Below are 15194 nucleotides of genomic sequence, written 5' to 3'. Positions count from 1 at the left end.
CTACCTGATAAAACCATTAGGCTGGCTTTTGGGGTCGCTGCGCGACCCAACGGGGGCAAGCCCCCTCGCCACAATTACCCGACTTTAGATGGGGGTGAAGCCAGTCAGCGCTGAACAACCCGCATCTGATTCGGTTCTTTCGGCAGAACCCGCTTGGCAACCACGTAGTGGTTTTCCCAGTACGGTTTCTTCAGGGTGTCGATGCTCACCGACTTGCCGCGACGTGGCGCGTGGATGAAGCGGTCGTTGCCCAGGTAAATGGCGACGTGATTGACCCGGCGGCTCTTGATGTTGAAGAAGATCAGGTCGCCCGGCTTCAGGTCGTTGCGATCGACTTTCTCCCCATGACCGCTGGCCATGGCGTTGGAGGTGCGTGGCAGGTCGAACGTGGCGTCATTGAACGCGTATTTCACCAGGCCGCTGCAATCGAAGCCTTTGCTTGGGCTGCTGCCGCCCCAACGATAGGGGGTGCCAAGGACGTTCACGGCGCGGCTCAGCACGTCGCTGCTTTCCTTGGTGCCCATCGGTGGAACCAGGCCGCTTTTGCTGTTGGCCAGGCTTGGAGCATATTTAGTGGTTTTTTTGTCTTTGCTCGAAGGAGCAGAGACATGGGATTTTGGGGTGTAACCATTAACGTTAGGAAGACGTTGCTCACGATTGGTGGCGTGGGCGGCCAGTGGCATCAAAAGGCAAATGGTTAGCCATGTCTTGAAAAATGAACGCATTAGGCAAGGCTCTTAATAAGTTAGCGCGCAACTTTATAACAGCTTTTTTGCCGCTTCCGAGGCCGTTGGTCGATTCAACCTGGGGGACAATGGTGGCAAAAAAGCGGCAGAATGGCGCAATTGTCGGACAGAAGTCCGGTGTTACAAGGCTTTGACGGGAGTGAAGGTAGCATTTGCCATACGTCGGGTGCCCGTAAAAAAGTCACAAAGAAATGAAGAATATTTATCTATCGCGTGAATCGAGGTCATTCATGAACCCCTATCAACAGACTTATCCGCAGCAAGACACCCACAGCAAAGTGATCGGTTATCTGCTGTGGATTTTCGGATTTACCGGCGCTCACCGCTTCTATTACGGCAAGCCGGTCACCGGGACGATCTGGTTCTTCACCTTTGGTTTGCTGGGCATAGGCTGGCTGATCGACCTGTTCCTGATCCCGGCGATGGATCGCGAGGCTGACCTGCGGTTTACCGCAGGGCCCATCGAATACAACGTGGCGTGGATTCTGCTGACGTTCCTCGGAGTGTTCGGTGTGCACCGGATGTATCAGGGGAAATGGATCAGCGGGCTGCTGTACCTGCTCACCGGCGGGTTGTTCTTTCTCGGGGTGCTGTATGACTTCTGGACGTTGAATGACCAGGTTTCGGTGCGTAACGCGCAGCGTCGTTGATTTCTGCGGTGAGGGGGGCAAACCCTCTCGCCGCAGGGTTTCAAGTCTGGTGACTGATCCAGCTATCCGTCTGTTTGAGTTTCAGTCTATGAATGGTTACTGAAATATTTTCAGCAATTGAAGTTGAAGTATTGCAAGCGCAATTGTGCTGATGCTGTAGAAGATGGAAATGATGAGGTGATTTGGAGTGGCCCAGTAATTTATGCTGTCGGCGAGAATCGCAAACGATGCAATTGCAATTATTAATGCTGATATTTTTATCAAGGTTGAATTGGTGTGGCGGGCTTTTCTGTATAAAAATATTTGCATTAGGTGAGATGTGAATAACACTAAGCCCGCAATCAGGATTGTGCCTATTGGTATTCCGATTGAGTCTCGATCTATGTCGTAAATGCCTGCGCTCAAATTTTTTTCTATGGTAAATATTGCTACGCTGGAAGTGATCGCTAAAAGTAAAGGGTAGATGTAGTTCATGTGTTTGTAGAGAGTCTTCATGTGGGCTCTTCTTGAGTGCAGTTGATAGTTGAAAACTCTAACGGATTTATCTAGTGCAGATTCGGCTGGAAGCCAGTTCCAGTTAGCCTTATTTTGTACTCTCCTGTTATGTCGATTTCATAATCCGTTCCTGAGAATACCCTGCCTGCTGTGGTTAAAATCTCGAGTAGTGTTGATCTGTTGCTTTCGTTGAAGTCGTATAAGTCAGTATAGGCCTTTGCAGTTCCTTCAAAAATCCAGGAGCCGTTTTCTTCTCTTGTAAAATCTCCTTCGATTTTCAATGTTATTCGCCCTAGATAATATCCTGTGATTTTGCTGTCGTATTTAGTGTCGTAAGGTATTTTTGGATCAGATAAATAGTACCTTCCGGATTCTCTCGTGCTGGCTATGGTGTTGGCTAACAGCGGAATTTCACTCGCCTTTATGTTGAGGTCTATATTATTTATATTGACTCGCAGCTTCTCTCCATTTCCCCACAGGTAGTGAGAGAATGCTTTGACAGGGCTAAATGTTCCCCCTGATAGCTCGGTTGTTTGTGTTTCATACTTGATACTGTACAGACTTGTCGATGCTACTTTGATCAGGGCGTCCAGGGTGCTTAGTTTTTGTTGTGCAGCGAAGGTGTCGGCAAGACTGAAATTTACGAGTTTGTTTTTGAAGTAGGCATGAGTAACGATCGAAGAGTTATTTAGTAGGTAATTGTCGCTCTCCGTTATTTTCCAAAGGTCTTGAATGGCGCCAAAGGCGTCGTTGTTAACTGCTCTACCCACCATTTGCAGTTCATAGGTAAAGGCTTTTATACCGCTTTTCATTTCTAGCCAGGTATGGAACATATCCATTTCGGCTGAGGAAATGACGGGGCCATCGCACAGTGGTAAAGAGTAAGTTTGCCCGTCGTTGGTGATGATGGCCTCACCGGCTCCCTGCCAATCTGCCGTCGCATAGACTCCCCAGCTGAATCCGGGATTAACTGTAAAGCCGCCTGAGTTTCCCGTTGTTCCTTTCGTTACGATAGGAGGTAGGCTAAGTCCATTTTTCATGTATTGCTCCTTGTTTGTACAGTCATTGTATTCGGGGGATAGTGGTTTTTCCTTGTTCTGTTTTTATGCTAAATGATGGGGGTTGAATCTGCATTCAATAACTTTGTAGGCTAATTCTGTATGTTGCGAAGTTTCTTTCGCACAGATGATGAGAAGTCAGAAATTTCTGTTCGTTGGGTAGTTTTATTCGCCATCGTTTGTAGAAAAGTTCTTGATGCGGCTGTGCTGTTTGGGGAAAGGCAGTGGAGGGCAGGGCAGGAGGGCGATATGACTTCTGGACGTTGAATGATCAGGTTTCGCTGGGTAACGGACAGAACAGAGGCGCCTTCCAGTAAGCCTTCGCGAGCAAGCCCGCTCCCACATTTGATCTTTGGTGTTCACAAATGCTGTGTTCATTACAGAACTAATGTGGGAGCGGGCTTGCTCGCGAAGGCAGGCGACGCGGTCTTACGCCTGGTGGCTGATCCGCCCATCCACCAGGGTGTAACGCACTACACCCGGCAGGCTGTGGCCAATGAACGGGCAGTTTTCGCCCTTCGACAACCAGGTTTCGCCCGCGACGGTCGAGGCCGCCGGGTCGAACAGCACGATGTCCGCCGCACCACCCACCGCCAGTTTGCCTGCCGGCAGGCGCAAGGCCTCGGCAGGGCCGGCGCTCAGGCGCTTGAGCAGCGTCGGCAGGTCCAGCAAGCCGTCTTCCACCAGGGTCATCGCCAGTGGCAACAGTAGTTCAACGCTGCTGATGCCCGGCTCGGTGGCGCCGAACGGTGCCAGCTTGGCGTCACGCTCATGGGGTTGGTGATGGCTGGAGATGGCCGAGATCACGCCGGATTTCACCGCTGCGCGCAGGCCATCGCGGTCGGCGCGGGTGCGTAGCGGCGGCTGGACGTGATACAGGCTGCTGAAGTCGATCAGGGCTTCGTCGGTCAGGATCAACTGGTACAGGGCGACATCCGCGGTCACCTTCAGGCCCCGGGCTTGGGCCTGGGCGATCAGTTCCACGCCGCGGGCACTGGTGAGCTGGCTGAAGTGCGCGCGCACGCCGGTCTGTTCAACCAACAACAGATCCCGGGCCAGGGCGACGGTTTCTGCGCTTTCCGGGATGCCCGGCAAGCCGAGGAAACTGGCGGTCGGGCCTTCGTGAGCCAGGCCGCCTTCGGCCAGGTCGTGATCCTGGGAGTTGAAAATCACCGTCAGGTCGAACGTTGCCGCGTAGTCCAGTGCCCGGCACAGGGTGCGGGTGTTGCGGAAGCTCTCCAGGCCGTTGCCGAAGGCCACGCAACCGGCGTCGCGCAAGGCAACCAGCTCGGCCAGCTGTTCACCGTCCAGGCCTTTGCTCAGGGCGCCAATCGGGAAGACTTTGGTGTTGCCGGCCTCACGGGCGCGGTCGAGGATCAGTTCGGCCACCGCCGAGGTGTCCAGCACCGGTTTGGTCTTCGGCGGGCAGCACAGACTGGTCACGCCGCCAGCCGCCGCCGCGCGGGTTTCGCTGACAATCGAGCCTTTGCGGCTGTAACCCGGCTCGCGCAGGGCAACATTGAGGTCGACCAGGCCGGGAGCGGCCACCAGGCCTTTGGCGTCGATCGTGTCGACGGCGACAAAACCGGCGGGCGCCGCGCCAAGGGCGACGACTTTGCAGGCTTCAATGTGGATATCGGTCACTTGATCCAGGCCGCTGGCCGGATCGATCACGCGGGCACCGAGAATGCTGAGCTTCACTGTGCGTTCTCCTGTTCGAATTGGCCCTGCTCGAATTGACGCTGCGCAGTCTGCCCGCTCATGGCCATGGACAGTACGGCCATACGAATGGCGATCCCGTAGGTCACCTGGTTGAGGATCACCGAGTGCGGACCGTCGGCCACTGCCGACTCGATTTCCACGCCGCGGTTGATCGGCCCCGGGTGCATCACGATGGCATCGGGTTTGGCGCCGGCCAGGCGCGCGGTGGTCAGGCCGAACAGGCGGTAGAACTCGCCTTCGCTCGGCAGCAGGCCGCCGGTCATGCGTTCACGCTGTAGACGCAACATGATCACCACGTCGACGTCTTTCAGGCCTTCGGTCATGTCGGTGTAGACCTTCACGCCGTATTGCTCGATGCCGATCGGCAGCAGGGTCTTCGGTGCGATCACGCGAATGTCCGGGCAACCGAGGGTTTTCAGGGCCAGCATGTTCGAACGCGCCACCCGCGAGTGCAGGATGTCGCCGACGATGGCCACCGAAAGGTTTTCGAACCCGCCCTTGTGTCGGCGAATGGTCAGCATGTCGAGCATGCCCTGGGTCGGGTGCGCGTGCCGGCCGTCACCGCCGTTGATGATCGCCACTTGCGGGCAGACATGCTCGGCGATGAAGTGCGCGGCGCCGGAGTCACCGTGGCGCACGACGAACATGTCGGCGGCCATGGCTTCCAGGTTGCGCAGGGTGTCGAGCAGGGTCTCGCCTTTGCTCGCCGACGACGTGGACACGTTGAGGGTGATCACGTCCGCCGAGAGCCGCTGGGCCGCCAGTTCGAAGGTGGTGCGGGTACGGGTCGAGTTCTCGAAGAACACGTTGCACACGGTCTTGCCGCGCAGCAACGGGACTTTTTTCACGGCCCGGGCGCCGACTTCGAGGAAGGAGTCGGCGGTGTCGAGGATTTCCGTCAACAGCTCGCGGCGCAAACCGTCGAGCGAGAGGAAGTGGCGCAGCTGGCCCTGATCATTGAGCTGCAGCGGGCGCTTGGTGTCTAGAGGCGTCATCGCAAGGGGGACTCTCAATAGGGCGAATTAAAGGGCGAGGTCTTGCAGTTCGAGCGCGAGCTCCGGACCGGACAGTTTCACCCGTTCGTGGGCGGCCAGCGACAGGGTCGCGCCCACCACGTTCGGGCGGATCGGCAGTTCGCCGGCGTCCAGGTCCAGCAGGCACACCAGCGTCACGCTGGCCGGGCGGCCGTAGTCGAACAGTTCGTTCATGGCAGCGCGGATGGTCCGGCCGCTCATCAGCACATCGTCGATCAGCACCAGGTGCTGGCCTTCGATCTCGAACGGCAGCGCCGAAGGGCGAACCTGCGGGTGCAGGCCGTTCTGGCTGAAGTCGTCGCGGTAGAAGGAGACGTCGAGGGTGCCGAGGGGCTCATTGCTGCCCAGCTCCTTGAGCAGGGCCTGGGCCACCCAGACGCCGCCGGTACGAATGCCGATGAAACGCGGGTCGCTGATGCCACGGTGTTCCAGGTGGGCCTTCAGGCGCGTGGCCATCTGGCTGATCAGTTCGGCGGGATTGGGCAGGCTCATGGTTGCTCCTTCTTGGGCCCGAGCCGGGTTTCACGCGAGGCGGCTCGGGTTGTAGCTAAGAGAGACGCATCGCGGCTCTTCAGGATTCGAACAGTGCGCCATTTTCGTCGAGCCAGCCTTGCAGCAGCAGGGCGGCGGCGATGGCGTCGACCGGGTTGTCGCGGTAACTGCCTTTCTGACCGCCACGAGCCAGACGTTCGCCCTTGGCCTCGAAGGTGGTCAGGCGTTCATCGTGGGTATAGAAGGGCAGGTTGAAGCGGCCGTTCAGGCGCCGGGCGAATTTTTCCGCGCGGGCGCACATGTCGCTGGGCGTGCCGTCCATGTTCAGCGGCAGGCCGACCACAACGGCATCGGGTTTCCACTCTTTGATGAGGGCTTCGACCTGGTTCCAGTCAGGAATGCCGTTCTGCGCTTTCAGGGTGCACAGCTCACGAGCCTGGCCGGTAATCACCTGGCCGACCGCAACGCCGATCTGTTTGGTGCCATAGTCAAAACCCAGAATCAGCTTCAGGGCCATCAGGCGTGCCCCGCCTGGCTGGTCAGCAGGCTGAGGTTGACGCCCAGGTGTCTGGCGGCCGCTTCCAGGCGAAGTTCGCTGCTGGTGTTGAACAGGATGTCGGCGTCAAACGGGCAGTTCAGCCAGGCGTTCTGCGCCAGTTCGGCCTCCAGTTGCCCGGCTTCCCAGCCAGCATAACCTAGGGCGATCAGGCTTTTTGCCGGGCCGACGCCGTCAGCGATGGCGAACAGTACGTCCTGGGACGTCGACAGGGACAACTCATCTTCCAGATCAACGGTCGCCTGGAAACTCTGCCCCTTGGGGTGAAGGACGAAGCCGCGATCGGTTTGCACCGGGCCGCCGATGAAGATCGGCACATGCTGGCAGAGCGCTGGCGGTTCGATTTCCGGGCGTAATTGCTCAAGGATATCGGCCAGGTTCAGCTCTTGCGGACGGTTGACCACCAGCCCCATGGCACCATTGGCCGTGTGCTCGACGATGTAGGTCAAGGTGTGCGCAAAGTTCGGGTCGGCCATGTGCGGCATGGCGATCAGGAATTGATGCTTGAGGTAGCTGGGGCTGACGTTTTTCATGTGCGCTAGTGTGGCGTTCGAGGGGCGAACTGACAAGCCGGGGATGCGCAGGAAATGCCGTAATTCTGTAGGAGCGAGCTTGCTCGCGATGAACCTGAGAACACTGCGGGGTGTCAGGCTTGCAGCGTTATCGTTGGCGACCATCGCGAGCAAGCTCGCTCCTACAGGGGGATTTGTGCAGGTCAGTTGCTTGAGAGGCGATCGCCGCGGGCAAACTTCCAGGTCCGGATGATCTCCAGCCGGTCAACATCCGACAGATCCCCGGTAAAAGGTGCGAACGGCGCCGCCAGCCGGACGATCCGTTGCGCCGCCTGGTCCAGCAGCGGCTGGCCTGAAGATTCCAGCACCAGCACCTCATACAGCGAGCCGTCACGGTTGATCGACACCATCAGGCGCAAATTGCCGTAGATCTGTTTGCGCCGTGCTTCGTCGGGGTAATTGAGGTTGCCGATGCGCTCGACTTTCTTGCGCCATTCGTCCTTGTACCAGGCGCCCTTGTCGCGCATGGTCGAGGCGGCGCTCAAGCGGTGGATGCGCGGGCGCTTGGCGTACAGTTGTTGTTCGGCGGCCAGTTCCGCTTCGAGGCTGGCGATGTCGCTGGACAGTTGCTCGCTGTCGAACGTCGGCGCCTGGACCTGGGGTTTGACCTCGGTCTTGGGCTCCTCGGTCTTGGCGGGGGCTTTTTTCGGCTTCGGCGCCACGGTGGTCACGGCAGCCTTCGGCGGGGCTTCTTGCGCTTCAGGCTTGGCGGCCGGCGGTGGCGTGACTTTCTGTACCTTGTTGTCCTGGAAGGGCGCGACCTCGGTGGTCTTGGGAATCGCCTTTTTATCCAGGGTGCCGCTGCCTTGCTGGTTCTCTTGCGCCAGGAAATCGGCCTTTTCAGGCTTCTTTTCGCTTTTGAAGGTGGCGAGGGTGATTTCCAGGGTTTTGCTGATCTGCTTGGGCTCGACCACGGCAAACCCGACGCCCAGCAGCAAGGCCAGGTGGATCAGCGCCGCCAGGAACAGGGTAAAACCGAGGCGATCGGCCGGGCGCACGCCACGGTGGGCGAGTTCGGCAGGCAGATCGGACGGGAGGGTCATGACAAGGAAACCAACATCGCGTTTTCACAGGCCGCGCATGATAACGCAATGTTGGTTTGGCTAATCAACGTGCCTTGAGCTTCTGATCGATGGCATCCATCAGCAGGCCGCCGATATCGGTGCCAAAGGCATTGTCGATTTCGCGGATGCAAGTCGGGCTGGTGACGTTGATCTCGGTCAGGTGCTCGCCGATCACGTCCAGGCCAACGAACAACAGGCCTTTTTCACGCAGGGTCGGGCCGACTTGTGCGGCGATCCAGCGATCCTTTTCGGTCAGCGGACGGGCTTCGCCACGACCGCCGGCGGCGAGGTTGCCACGGGTTTCGCCCTGGGCCGGAATCCGGGCCAGGCAATAATCCACAGGCTCACCGTCGATCATCAGGATGCGCTTGTCGCCGTCCTTGATGGCCGGCAGGTAGGCCTGGCCCATGATCTGCTGGGCACCGAGGCCCGTGAGGGTTTCGAGGATCACCGACAGGTTAGGGTCGCCCGCGCGGTGACGGAAGATCGACGTGCCGCCCATGCCGTCCAGCGGCTTGAGGATCACATCGCCGTGTTTGGCGGCGAACTCACGCAACACGTCGGCGCGGCGACTGACCACGGTCGGCGGCGTGCACTGCGGGAACAGCGTGGCGAACAGCTTTTCGTTGCAGTCGCGCAGGCTCTGCGGCTTGTTGACCACCAGCACACCGGCGCGTTCGGCCTGTTCCAGCAAGTAGGTGGAATAGACGAACTCCATGTCGAACGGCGGATCCTTGCGCATCAGGATCACGTCCAGATCGCTCAGCAGTGCGTCGCTTTCGGCACCCAGTTCGAACCATTTTTCCGGGTTGGCGAACACCTGCAGCGGACGCATCCGCGCCCGGGCCTCACCTTCGCCCTGATACAGGTCGCGCTGTTCCATGTAGAACAGCTCCCAGCCACGCTTCTGCGCGGCCAGCAACATGGCCAGCGAGCTATCCTTTTTATAGGAAATGCTGGCGATAGGGTCCATGACAATCCCGACGCGAACGCTCATTGGGTTTTCCTCGAAAATGGGGGGGGCTATGTTGATCTCTGTAGGAGCGAGCTTGCTCGCGATAAACCTGAGAACCCCACGGGGTGTCAGGCTTTGCGCGTCATCGTTGACGATCATCGCGAGCAAGCTCGCTCCTACAAATGACCCGTATAAAAGTGGCGTCAGAGTGGCGCTGAGTGTGTTTGCGGTCAAGGAAAAACCATCGCCCCGGTCGGCCGATAGATTGGTTCTGGAGACTGTGCTAAAAAGGCTGCCATGTCGTGCTGGCCCTTGAGTATCAAGGGTTTCGAGCCGCCAATTACCCGCAAACGGACAATTTGATTCGTAAAGGCGACGCAGAGCATCTTATGGAACAGCCCCCCAGCGCCTTGAAGGTCATGGTGATCGACGATTCGAAGACGATCCGTCGCACCGCCGAAACGCTGCTCAAGAACGTGGGTTGTGAGGTCATCACGGCCATCGACGGCTTCGATGCCCTGGCCAAGATTGCCGACAACCACCCCGGCATCATCTTTGTCGACATCATGATGCCGCGCCTGGATGGCTATCAGACCTGCGCCCTGATCAAGAACAACAGTGCGTTCAAGTCCACCCCGGTGATTATGCTGTCATCCAAGGATGGCCTGTTCGACAAGGCCAAGGGGCGCATCGTCGGCTCCGACCAGTTTTTGACCAAGCCTTTCAGCAAGGAAGAATTGCTGGATGCGATCCAGGCCCATGTGCCTGGATTCGCCGCCGTTTTGCCGCAGTAGGACACGCACAGTGACGCTCGGCCATCGGGCCCTGCGTCGACAAGAATGGGGAAGACCATGGCACGTATTCTGATCGTCGATGATTCGCCGACCGAAATGTACAAACTGACCGGCATGCTGGAAAAGCATGGTCATGAAGTGTTGAAAGCCGAAAACGGCGCCGACGGCGTGGCCCTGGCCCGCCAGGAAAAGCCCGACGCCGTCCTGATGGACATCGTCATGCCCGGCCTCAATGGTTTCCAGGCAACACGCCAGTTGACCAAGGACCCGGAAACCGGACACATCCCGGTGATCATCATCACCACCAAGGACCAGGACACCGACAAGGTCTGGGGCACGCGCCAGGGCGCCAAGGACTACCTGACCAAACCGGTCGATGAAGAGACCCTGATCAAGACCCTGAACAACGTGCTGGCCGGTTGATCGTCAGGCCATGAACGAGTCGCTGACGGCTTTCGAACTGCTGCTGCAGATCGACCAGCGCTGTCGTTTGCTGGCGGCGGACTTGCCGTCCCAGCCGACCCGTCGGGACAGCTGGAGCGGTATCGGTTTTCGCCTGGGCGAGCACTGGTACGTCGCCCCCATGAGTGAGGTCAGCGAAGTCTTGCATGAGCCGCGACTGACTCAGCTGCCGGGGGTCAAATCCTGGGTCAAGGGTGTCGCCAACCTGCGCGGGCGATTGCTGCCGGTCATGGATCTGAGCGGTTTCTTCGGGCACGAACTTTCGGCGGTGCGCCGCCAGCGCCGGGTGTTGGTGGTGGACCACGATGAGGTGTTTGCCGGGTTGCTGGTCGATGAAGTCTTCGGCCTCCAGCACTTTGCCCGGGACAGCCTGGAGCCAGTGCCGGCAGACGAGTTGAAGGGGCCGGTGGCGGCATTCGTCAAAGGCCGGTTTCAGCGCGGGCAGTGCTGGCAGGTGTTCAGCCCGTTTGCGTTGACGCGGTCTCAGGGGTTCATGAACGTCGCGATTTAACCGGAAAACCAGGGAACCTTGTGGGAGCGAGCTTGCTCGCGATGACGGACTTGCAGCCAACATTGATGTCGACTGACACAACGCAATCGCGAGCAAGCTCACTCCCACAGGTTTCCTGGCAAGCGCAAAAGTGGGTTAACAGGCGAGGACCGATGACAAAAACAAAAGCAGGCAAGCCAATGGAAGGGTCGCGCAGCCGGTCGCAGATCATCGTGCTGTTCATCGCGCTGATCGTCTTCATCATGCTGCTGTTCGCCAACTTCGCGTACCTCAACACCCAGGCGACCTACGACAAACAGTACATCGGCCACGCCGGCGAACTGCGCGTGTTGTCCCAGCGTATCGCCAAGAACGCCACCGAAGCGGCCGCCGGCAAGGCTGCCGCGTTCAAGTTGCTCAGCGATGCGCGTAACGATTTTGCCCGGCGCTGGGGCTATCTGAAGAAGGGCGACCCGGCCACCAGCCTGCCACCGGCCCCGGCCACCGTGCGTCCAGAGATGCGCGCGGTGCAACAGGACTGGGAACGCCTGCTGAAGAACACCGACGCGATTCTCTCCAGCGAGCAAACCGTACTGTCCCTGCATCAGGTCGCCGCGACGCTGGCTGAAACCGTGCCGCAGTTGCAGGTCGAGTACGAAAAAGTCGTCGAGATCCTCCTGCAACGGGGCGCCCCGGCGGCCCAGGTGGCCATGGCCCAGCGCCAATCGCTGCTGGCCGAGCGGATCCTCGGTGCGGTCAATACGGTATTGGCCGGCGACGAAAACTCACAGCAGGCCGCCGATGCGTTCGGGCGTGACGCGACGCAGTTCGGCAAGGTGCTCAACGGCATGCTCCAGGGCGACCCGGCGCTCAAGGTCAGCCAGGTCGAAGACCGCGACGCCCGTGCGCGACTGGCGGAAATTGCCGAGCTGTTCGAGTTCGTCTCGGGCTCGGTAGACGAGATCCTCGAAACCTCGCCTGAGCTGTTCAAGGTCCGCGAATCGGCCTCGAACATTTTCAGTCTCTCGCAAACCCTGCTCGACGAAGCCTCACACCTGGCCAGCGGTTTTGAAAACATGGTCGGCGGGCGCACCACCGACACCATAGGCGGTTATGTGCTGGGCTTGCTGGCGCTGACTTCGATCATCCTGATCGGCCTGGTGATGGTGCGCGAAACCAATCGCCAGCTGCGCGAAACCGCCGAGAAAAACGAGCGTAACCAGAACGCGATCATGCGTTTGCTCGACGAGATCGAAGACCTGGCCGACGGCGACCTCACGGTGACGGCCTCGGTGACGGAAGACTTTACCGGCACCATCGCCGACTCGATCAATTATTCCGTCGACCAGTTGCGCGATCTGGTCGCCACCATCAACCTCACCGCCGGCCAGGTCGCCGCCGCCGTGCAGGAAACCCAGGCCACCGCCATGCACCTGGCCCAGGCATCGGAACATCAGGCCCAGCAGATTTCCGAGGCCTCGATGGCGATCAATGACATGGCCGAGTCCATCGACCAGGTGTCGGCCAATGCCGCTGAATCTTCGGCGGTTGCCGAACGCTCGGTGGAAATTGCCAACAAGGGCAACGAGGTGGTGCACAACACCATCCACGGCATGGACAACATTCGCGAGCAGATTCAGGACACGGCCAAGCGTATCAAGCGCCTTGGCGAGTCGTCCCAGGAAATCGGCGACATTGTCAGCCTGATCGATGACATTGCCGACCAGACCAATATCCTCGCCCTCAACGCAGCCATCCAGGCGTCCATGGCCGGCGACGCCGGTCGCGGTTTCGCCGTGGTGGCCGATGAGGTGCAGCGGCTGGCCGAGCGCTCCTCCGCCGCCACCCGGCAGATCGAGACCCTGGTGCGGGCGATCCAGACCGACACCAACGAGGCCGTTATCTCCATGGAGCAGACGACGACCGAAGTGGTGCGCGGCGCCCGACTGGCGCAGGATGCCGGTGTGGCCCTGGAAGAAATCGAGGGTGTGTCGAAGACGCTTGCGGCGCTGATCCAGAGCATCTCCAATGCCGCGCAGCAGCAGACGTCGTCGGCCGGCCAGATTTCCCTGACGATGAACGTGATCCAGCAGATCACCTCGCAGACGTCGTCGGGTTCCACCGCCACGGCCGACAGCATCGGCAACCTGGCTAAAATGGCCAGTCAGTTGCGTCGTTCGGTGTCCGGTTTCACCTTGCCGGATGCCAAGGCGCAGGTTGTGGACAAAGCTTGAACCGCCCATGGGTATCTGAATTGTGATTGGAGTGGTTATGGGTGATCGGCACGACTATGTGGCCCTCGAGTGGGTCAAGGGCGAGATTGCCGAAACGCTGAAACAGGCTCATCACGCGATTGAAAACCTGCTCGATGACCCGCAGGCGACGCATGCGCTGGATGAATGCCTTGCGTGCATCCATCAGGTCCACGGCAGTTTGCAGATGGTCGAATTCTACGGTGCGGCATTGCTCGCCGAAGAGATGGAACAACTGGCCATGGCCTTGCAGGGCAACCGTGTCAGCCATCGCGACGAGGCGTTGCACCTGTTGATGCAGGCCCTCGGGCAGTTGCCGATCTACCTGGACCGGGTGCAAGGTGCGCGCCGCGACTTGCCACTGGTGGTGTTGCCACTGATCAACGACCTGCGCAGCGCCCGTGGCGAAAGCCTGCTGTCGGAAACCAGCCTGTTCAGCCCGCAATTGCCCGAGTTGCCTGCGCTGGACGCAGAAACGCTGGCGCAGCTTGAGCCGGCCGAATTGCCCAATGTCCTGCGCAAGCTGCGGCAGATGCTGCAGATGGCGTTGGTCGGGTTCCTGCGTGAGCAGGATAACGAAACCAACCTCGATTACCTGGCCAAGGTCTTCGCCCGCCTCGAAGCACTGTGCGCCAATGCACCCCTGAACCCGTTATGGCAGGTGGCCTCGGCGCTGGTCGAAGGCATGCAGGGCGGTGCGATCGCCAACAGCCCGGCCTTGCGCAGCCTGTTCAAGGACGCCGACAAGGAACTCAAGCGCCTGCTCGAAGAAGGCATGCGCGGCATCAATCAACCGGCGCCACCGGAGCTGCTCAAGAGTTTGCTGTTCTACATAGCCAAGGCCGAACATCCCACCGGGCAGATGCTGACCATGAAAGAACGCTACTCACTGGACGATGCGCTGCCCGACAGCGCGATGGTCGATGAAGAACGCGCGCGGCTGGCCGGCCCCGACCGTGACGCCATGCGCTCGGTGCTGGCAGCGCTGTGCGAAGAGCTGGTGCGGGTCAAGGAGCGCCTGGATCTGTTCGTGCGCAGTGACCGCCAGCACACCGCTGACCTCGACAGCCTGCTGGCGCCGCTGCGGCAAATCGCCGATACCCTGGCGGTCCTGGGCTTCGGCCAGCCGCGCAAGGTGATCATCGATCAATTGGCGGTGGTGCTCAGCCTCGCCCAGGGCCAGCGCGAACCCAACGATGCAATCCTCATGGACGTTGCCGGGGCCCTGTTGTACGTCGAAGCGACGCTGGCCGGCATGGTCGGCACCGTGGAACCGGAGAGCCAGGATGACAATCGCCTGCCGACCACCGACCTGACACAGATCCATCAGATCGTGATCAAGGAGGCCCGCATCTGTTTGCAGCAGGCCAAGGACATGATCGTCGACTACATCGACGCCGATTGGGACCGCCAGCATTTGCAGGCGCTGCCGGCCTTGCTGACCCAGGTACGCGGCGCGCTGGCGATGATACCGTTGAGCCGGGCGGCGAGCCTGGTCGACACCTGCAATCACTTCATTCGCGAGCACCTGTTGCTCGAGCCGGGTCAGCCGGGCTGGCAGGAACTGGACAGCCTGGCCGACGTGATCACCAGCATCGAGTATTACCTCGAGCGCCTCGGCGATGACCCGCAGGCCCAGGGCGAAAACCTGCTCGATGTCGCGGAAAAAAGCCTGGCGAGCCTCGGGTTTTTCCCCAGTGAGCAGCATGTGCCCGTGCTGGATGATGTGCTCAACCCGAGCGAAGCGCAGGTCATGCAGATGATGCAGGAGCTGGATGACCCGCAGATCGTCCAGACCTTGGCCGATGTGCTCGCCAGCCCGGTTTCGAGCCTGAACCCGCCCGCCCTGGAC

Annotated in this window: 16 protein-coding genes; 6 read left to right on the top strand and 10 right to left on the bottom strand. The window is 59.6% G+C overall.

The genetic code is table 11. The annotated features are described in order from the left end of the window. Positions 1-104: 104 nt before the first annotated feature. Positions 105-725 carry a C40 family peptidase gene (locus Q8X48_RS19685; protein WP_095964204.1) on the bottom strand — a complete coding sequence of 207 codons (621 nt, stop codon included), beginning with the start codon at positions 723-725 and terminating at the stop codon, positions 105-107. A 251-nt stretch (positions 726-976) separates the two neighbouring features. Here Q8X48_RS19685 and Q8X48_RS19680 point away from each other — a divergent pair, with 251 nt between their 5' ends. Then, positions 977-1396: an NINE protein gene (locus Q8X48_RS19680; protein WP_102699957.1), complete on the top strand. Its 420-nt coding sequence runs from the start codon at positions 977-979 to the stop codon at positions 1394-1396. Between the two features lie 96 nt (positions 1397-1492). Here Q8X48_RS19680 and Q8X48_RS19675 read toward each other — a convergent pair whose 3' ends face one another. From Q8X48_RS19675 to gshB, 9 genes are all read right to left on the bottom strand, one after another. Further along, positions 1493-1891 carry a hypothetical protein gene (locus Q8X48_RS19675; protein ID WP_407800010.1) on the bottom strand — a complete coding sequence of 133 codons (399 nt, stop codon included), beginning with the start codon at positions 1889-1891 and terminating at the stop codon, positions 1493-1495. Positions 1892-1941: 50 nt separating this feature from the next. After that, complete coding sequence (locus Q8X48_RS19670; RefSeq protein WP_407800009.1) at positions 1942-2931, bottom strand: lipid II-degrading bacteriocin; 990 nt, start codon at positions 2929-2931, stop codon at positions 1942-1944. 447 nt (positions 2932-3378) lie between these two features. Continuing rightward, a complete protein-coding gene (locus tag Q8X48_RS19665) occupies positions 3379-4650 on the bottom strand; it encodes a dihydroorotase (RefSeq protein WP_102699956.1) in 1272 nt (423 codons plus the stop codon). After that, positions 4647-5666 (bottom strand): aspartate carbamoyltransferase catalytic subunit, encoded by a 1020-nt coding sequence (locus Q8X48_RS19660; RefSeq protein ID WP_104450136.1) that lies wholly within the window; start codon positions 5664-5666, stop codon positions 4647-4649. Before Q8X48_RS19660 ends, Q8X48_RS19665 begins: the two co-directional genes overlap by 4 nt. A gap of 27 nt (positions 5667-5693) precedes the next feature. Further along, complete coding sequence (gene pyrR / locus Q8X48_RS19655; protein WP_015097201.1) at positions 5694-6197, bottom strand: bifunctional pyr operon transcriptional regulator/uracil phosphoribosyltransferase PyrR; 504 nt, start codon at positions 6195-6197, stop codon at positions 5694-5696. A gap of 79 nt (positions 6198-6276) precedes the next feature. Beyond that, positions 6277-6714 carry a Holliday junction resolvase RuvX gene (ruvX, locus tag Q8X48_RS19650; protein ID WP_007975412.1) on the bottom strand — a complete coding sequence of 146 codons (438 nt, stop codon included), beginning with the start codon at positions 6712-6714 and terminating at the stop codon, positions 6277-6279. Continuing rightward, positions 6714-7286: a YqgE/AlgH family protein gene (locus Q8X48_RS19645; protein ID WP_015097200.1), complete on the bottom strand. Its 573-nt coding sequence runs from the start codon at positions 7284-7286 to the stop codon at positions 6714-6716. Before Q8X48_RS19645 ends, ruvX begins: the two co-directional genes overlap by 1 nt. A 182-nt stretch (positions 7287-7468) precedes the next feature. Continuing rightward, entirely contained in the window at positions 7469-8368 is a 900-nt protein-coding gene (locus Q8X48_RS19640) for an energy transducer TonB (RefSeq protein WP_407800008.1), read from the bottom strand. A 64-nt stretch (positions 8369-8432) separates the two neighbouring features. Further along, complete coding sequence (gshB, locus tag Q8X48_RS19635; protein WP_407800007.1) at positions 8433-9386, bottom strand: glutathione synthase; 954 nt, start codon at positions 9384-9386, stop codon at positions 8433-8435. Between the two features lie 347 nt (positions 9387-9733). Between gshB and pilG the strand changes: the two genes are divergently transcribed. The 5 genes from pilG to Q8X48_RS19610 all read left to right on the top strand — a co-directional run. Beyond that, positions 9734-10138: a twitching motility response regulator PilG gene (pilG, locus tag Q8X48_RS19630; RefSeq protein WP_015097198.1), complete on the top strand. Its 405-nt coding sequence runs from the start codon at positions 9734-9736 to the stop codon at positions 10136-10138. A 57-nt stretch (positions 10139-10195) separates the two neighbouring features. After that, positions 10196-10561, top strand: coding sequence for a twitching motility response regulator PilH (gene pilH, locus Q8X48_RS19625; protein ID WP_007975417.1), 366 nt, complete (start codon positions 10196-10198; stop codon positions 10559-10561). A gap of 10 nt (positions 10562-10571) precedes the next feature. Continuing rightward, positions 10572-11111 (top strand): chemotaxis protein CheW, encoded by a 540-nt coding sequence (locus Q8X48_RS19620; RefSeq protein WP_407800006.1) that lies wholly within the window; start codon positions 10572-10574, stop codon positions 11109-11111. Between the two features lie 152 nt (positions 11112-11263). Beyond that, the gene (locus Q8X48_RS19615) at positions 11264-13324 is read left to right on the top strand and encodes a methyl-accepting chemotaxis protein (protein ID WP_102673457.1); all 2061 of its coding nucleotides are present in this window, start codon (positions 11264-11266) and stop codon (positions 13322-13324) included. Between the two features lie 37 nt (positions 13325-13361). Then, positions 13362-15194 (top strand): Hpt domain-containing protein (locus Q8X48_RS19610; protein WP_407802777.1); only part of this gene is annotated, 1833 nt, incomplete at its 3' end.

This window comes from Pseudomonas sp. QLc11A (assembly GCF_052112305.1).
In the GTDB taxonomy this organism is placed as follows: domain Bacteria; phylum Pseudomonadota; class Gammaproteobacteria; order Pseudomonadales; family Pseudomonadaceae; genus Aquipseudomonas; species Aquipseudomonas laurylsulfatiphila.
Note: the sequence above shows the minus strand (reverse complement) of the source record. Positions and strands in the feature narration are given on the sequence as shown.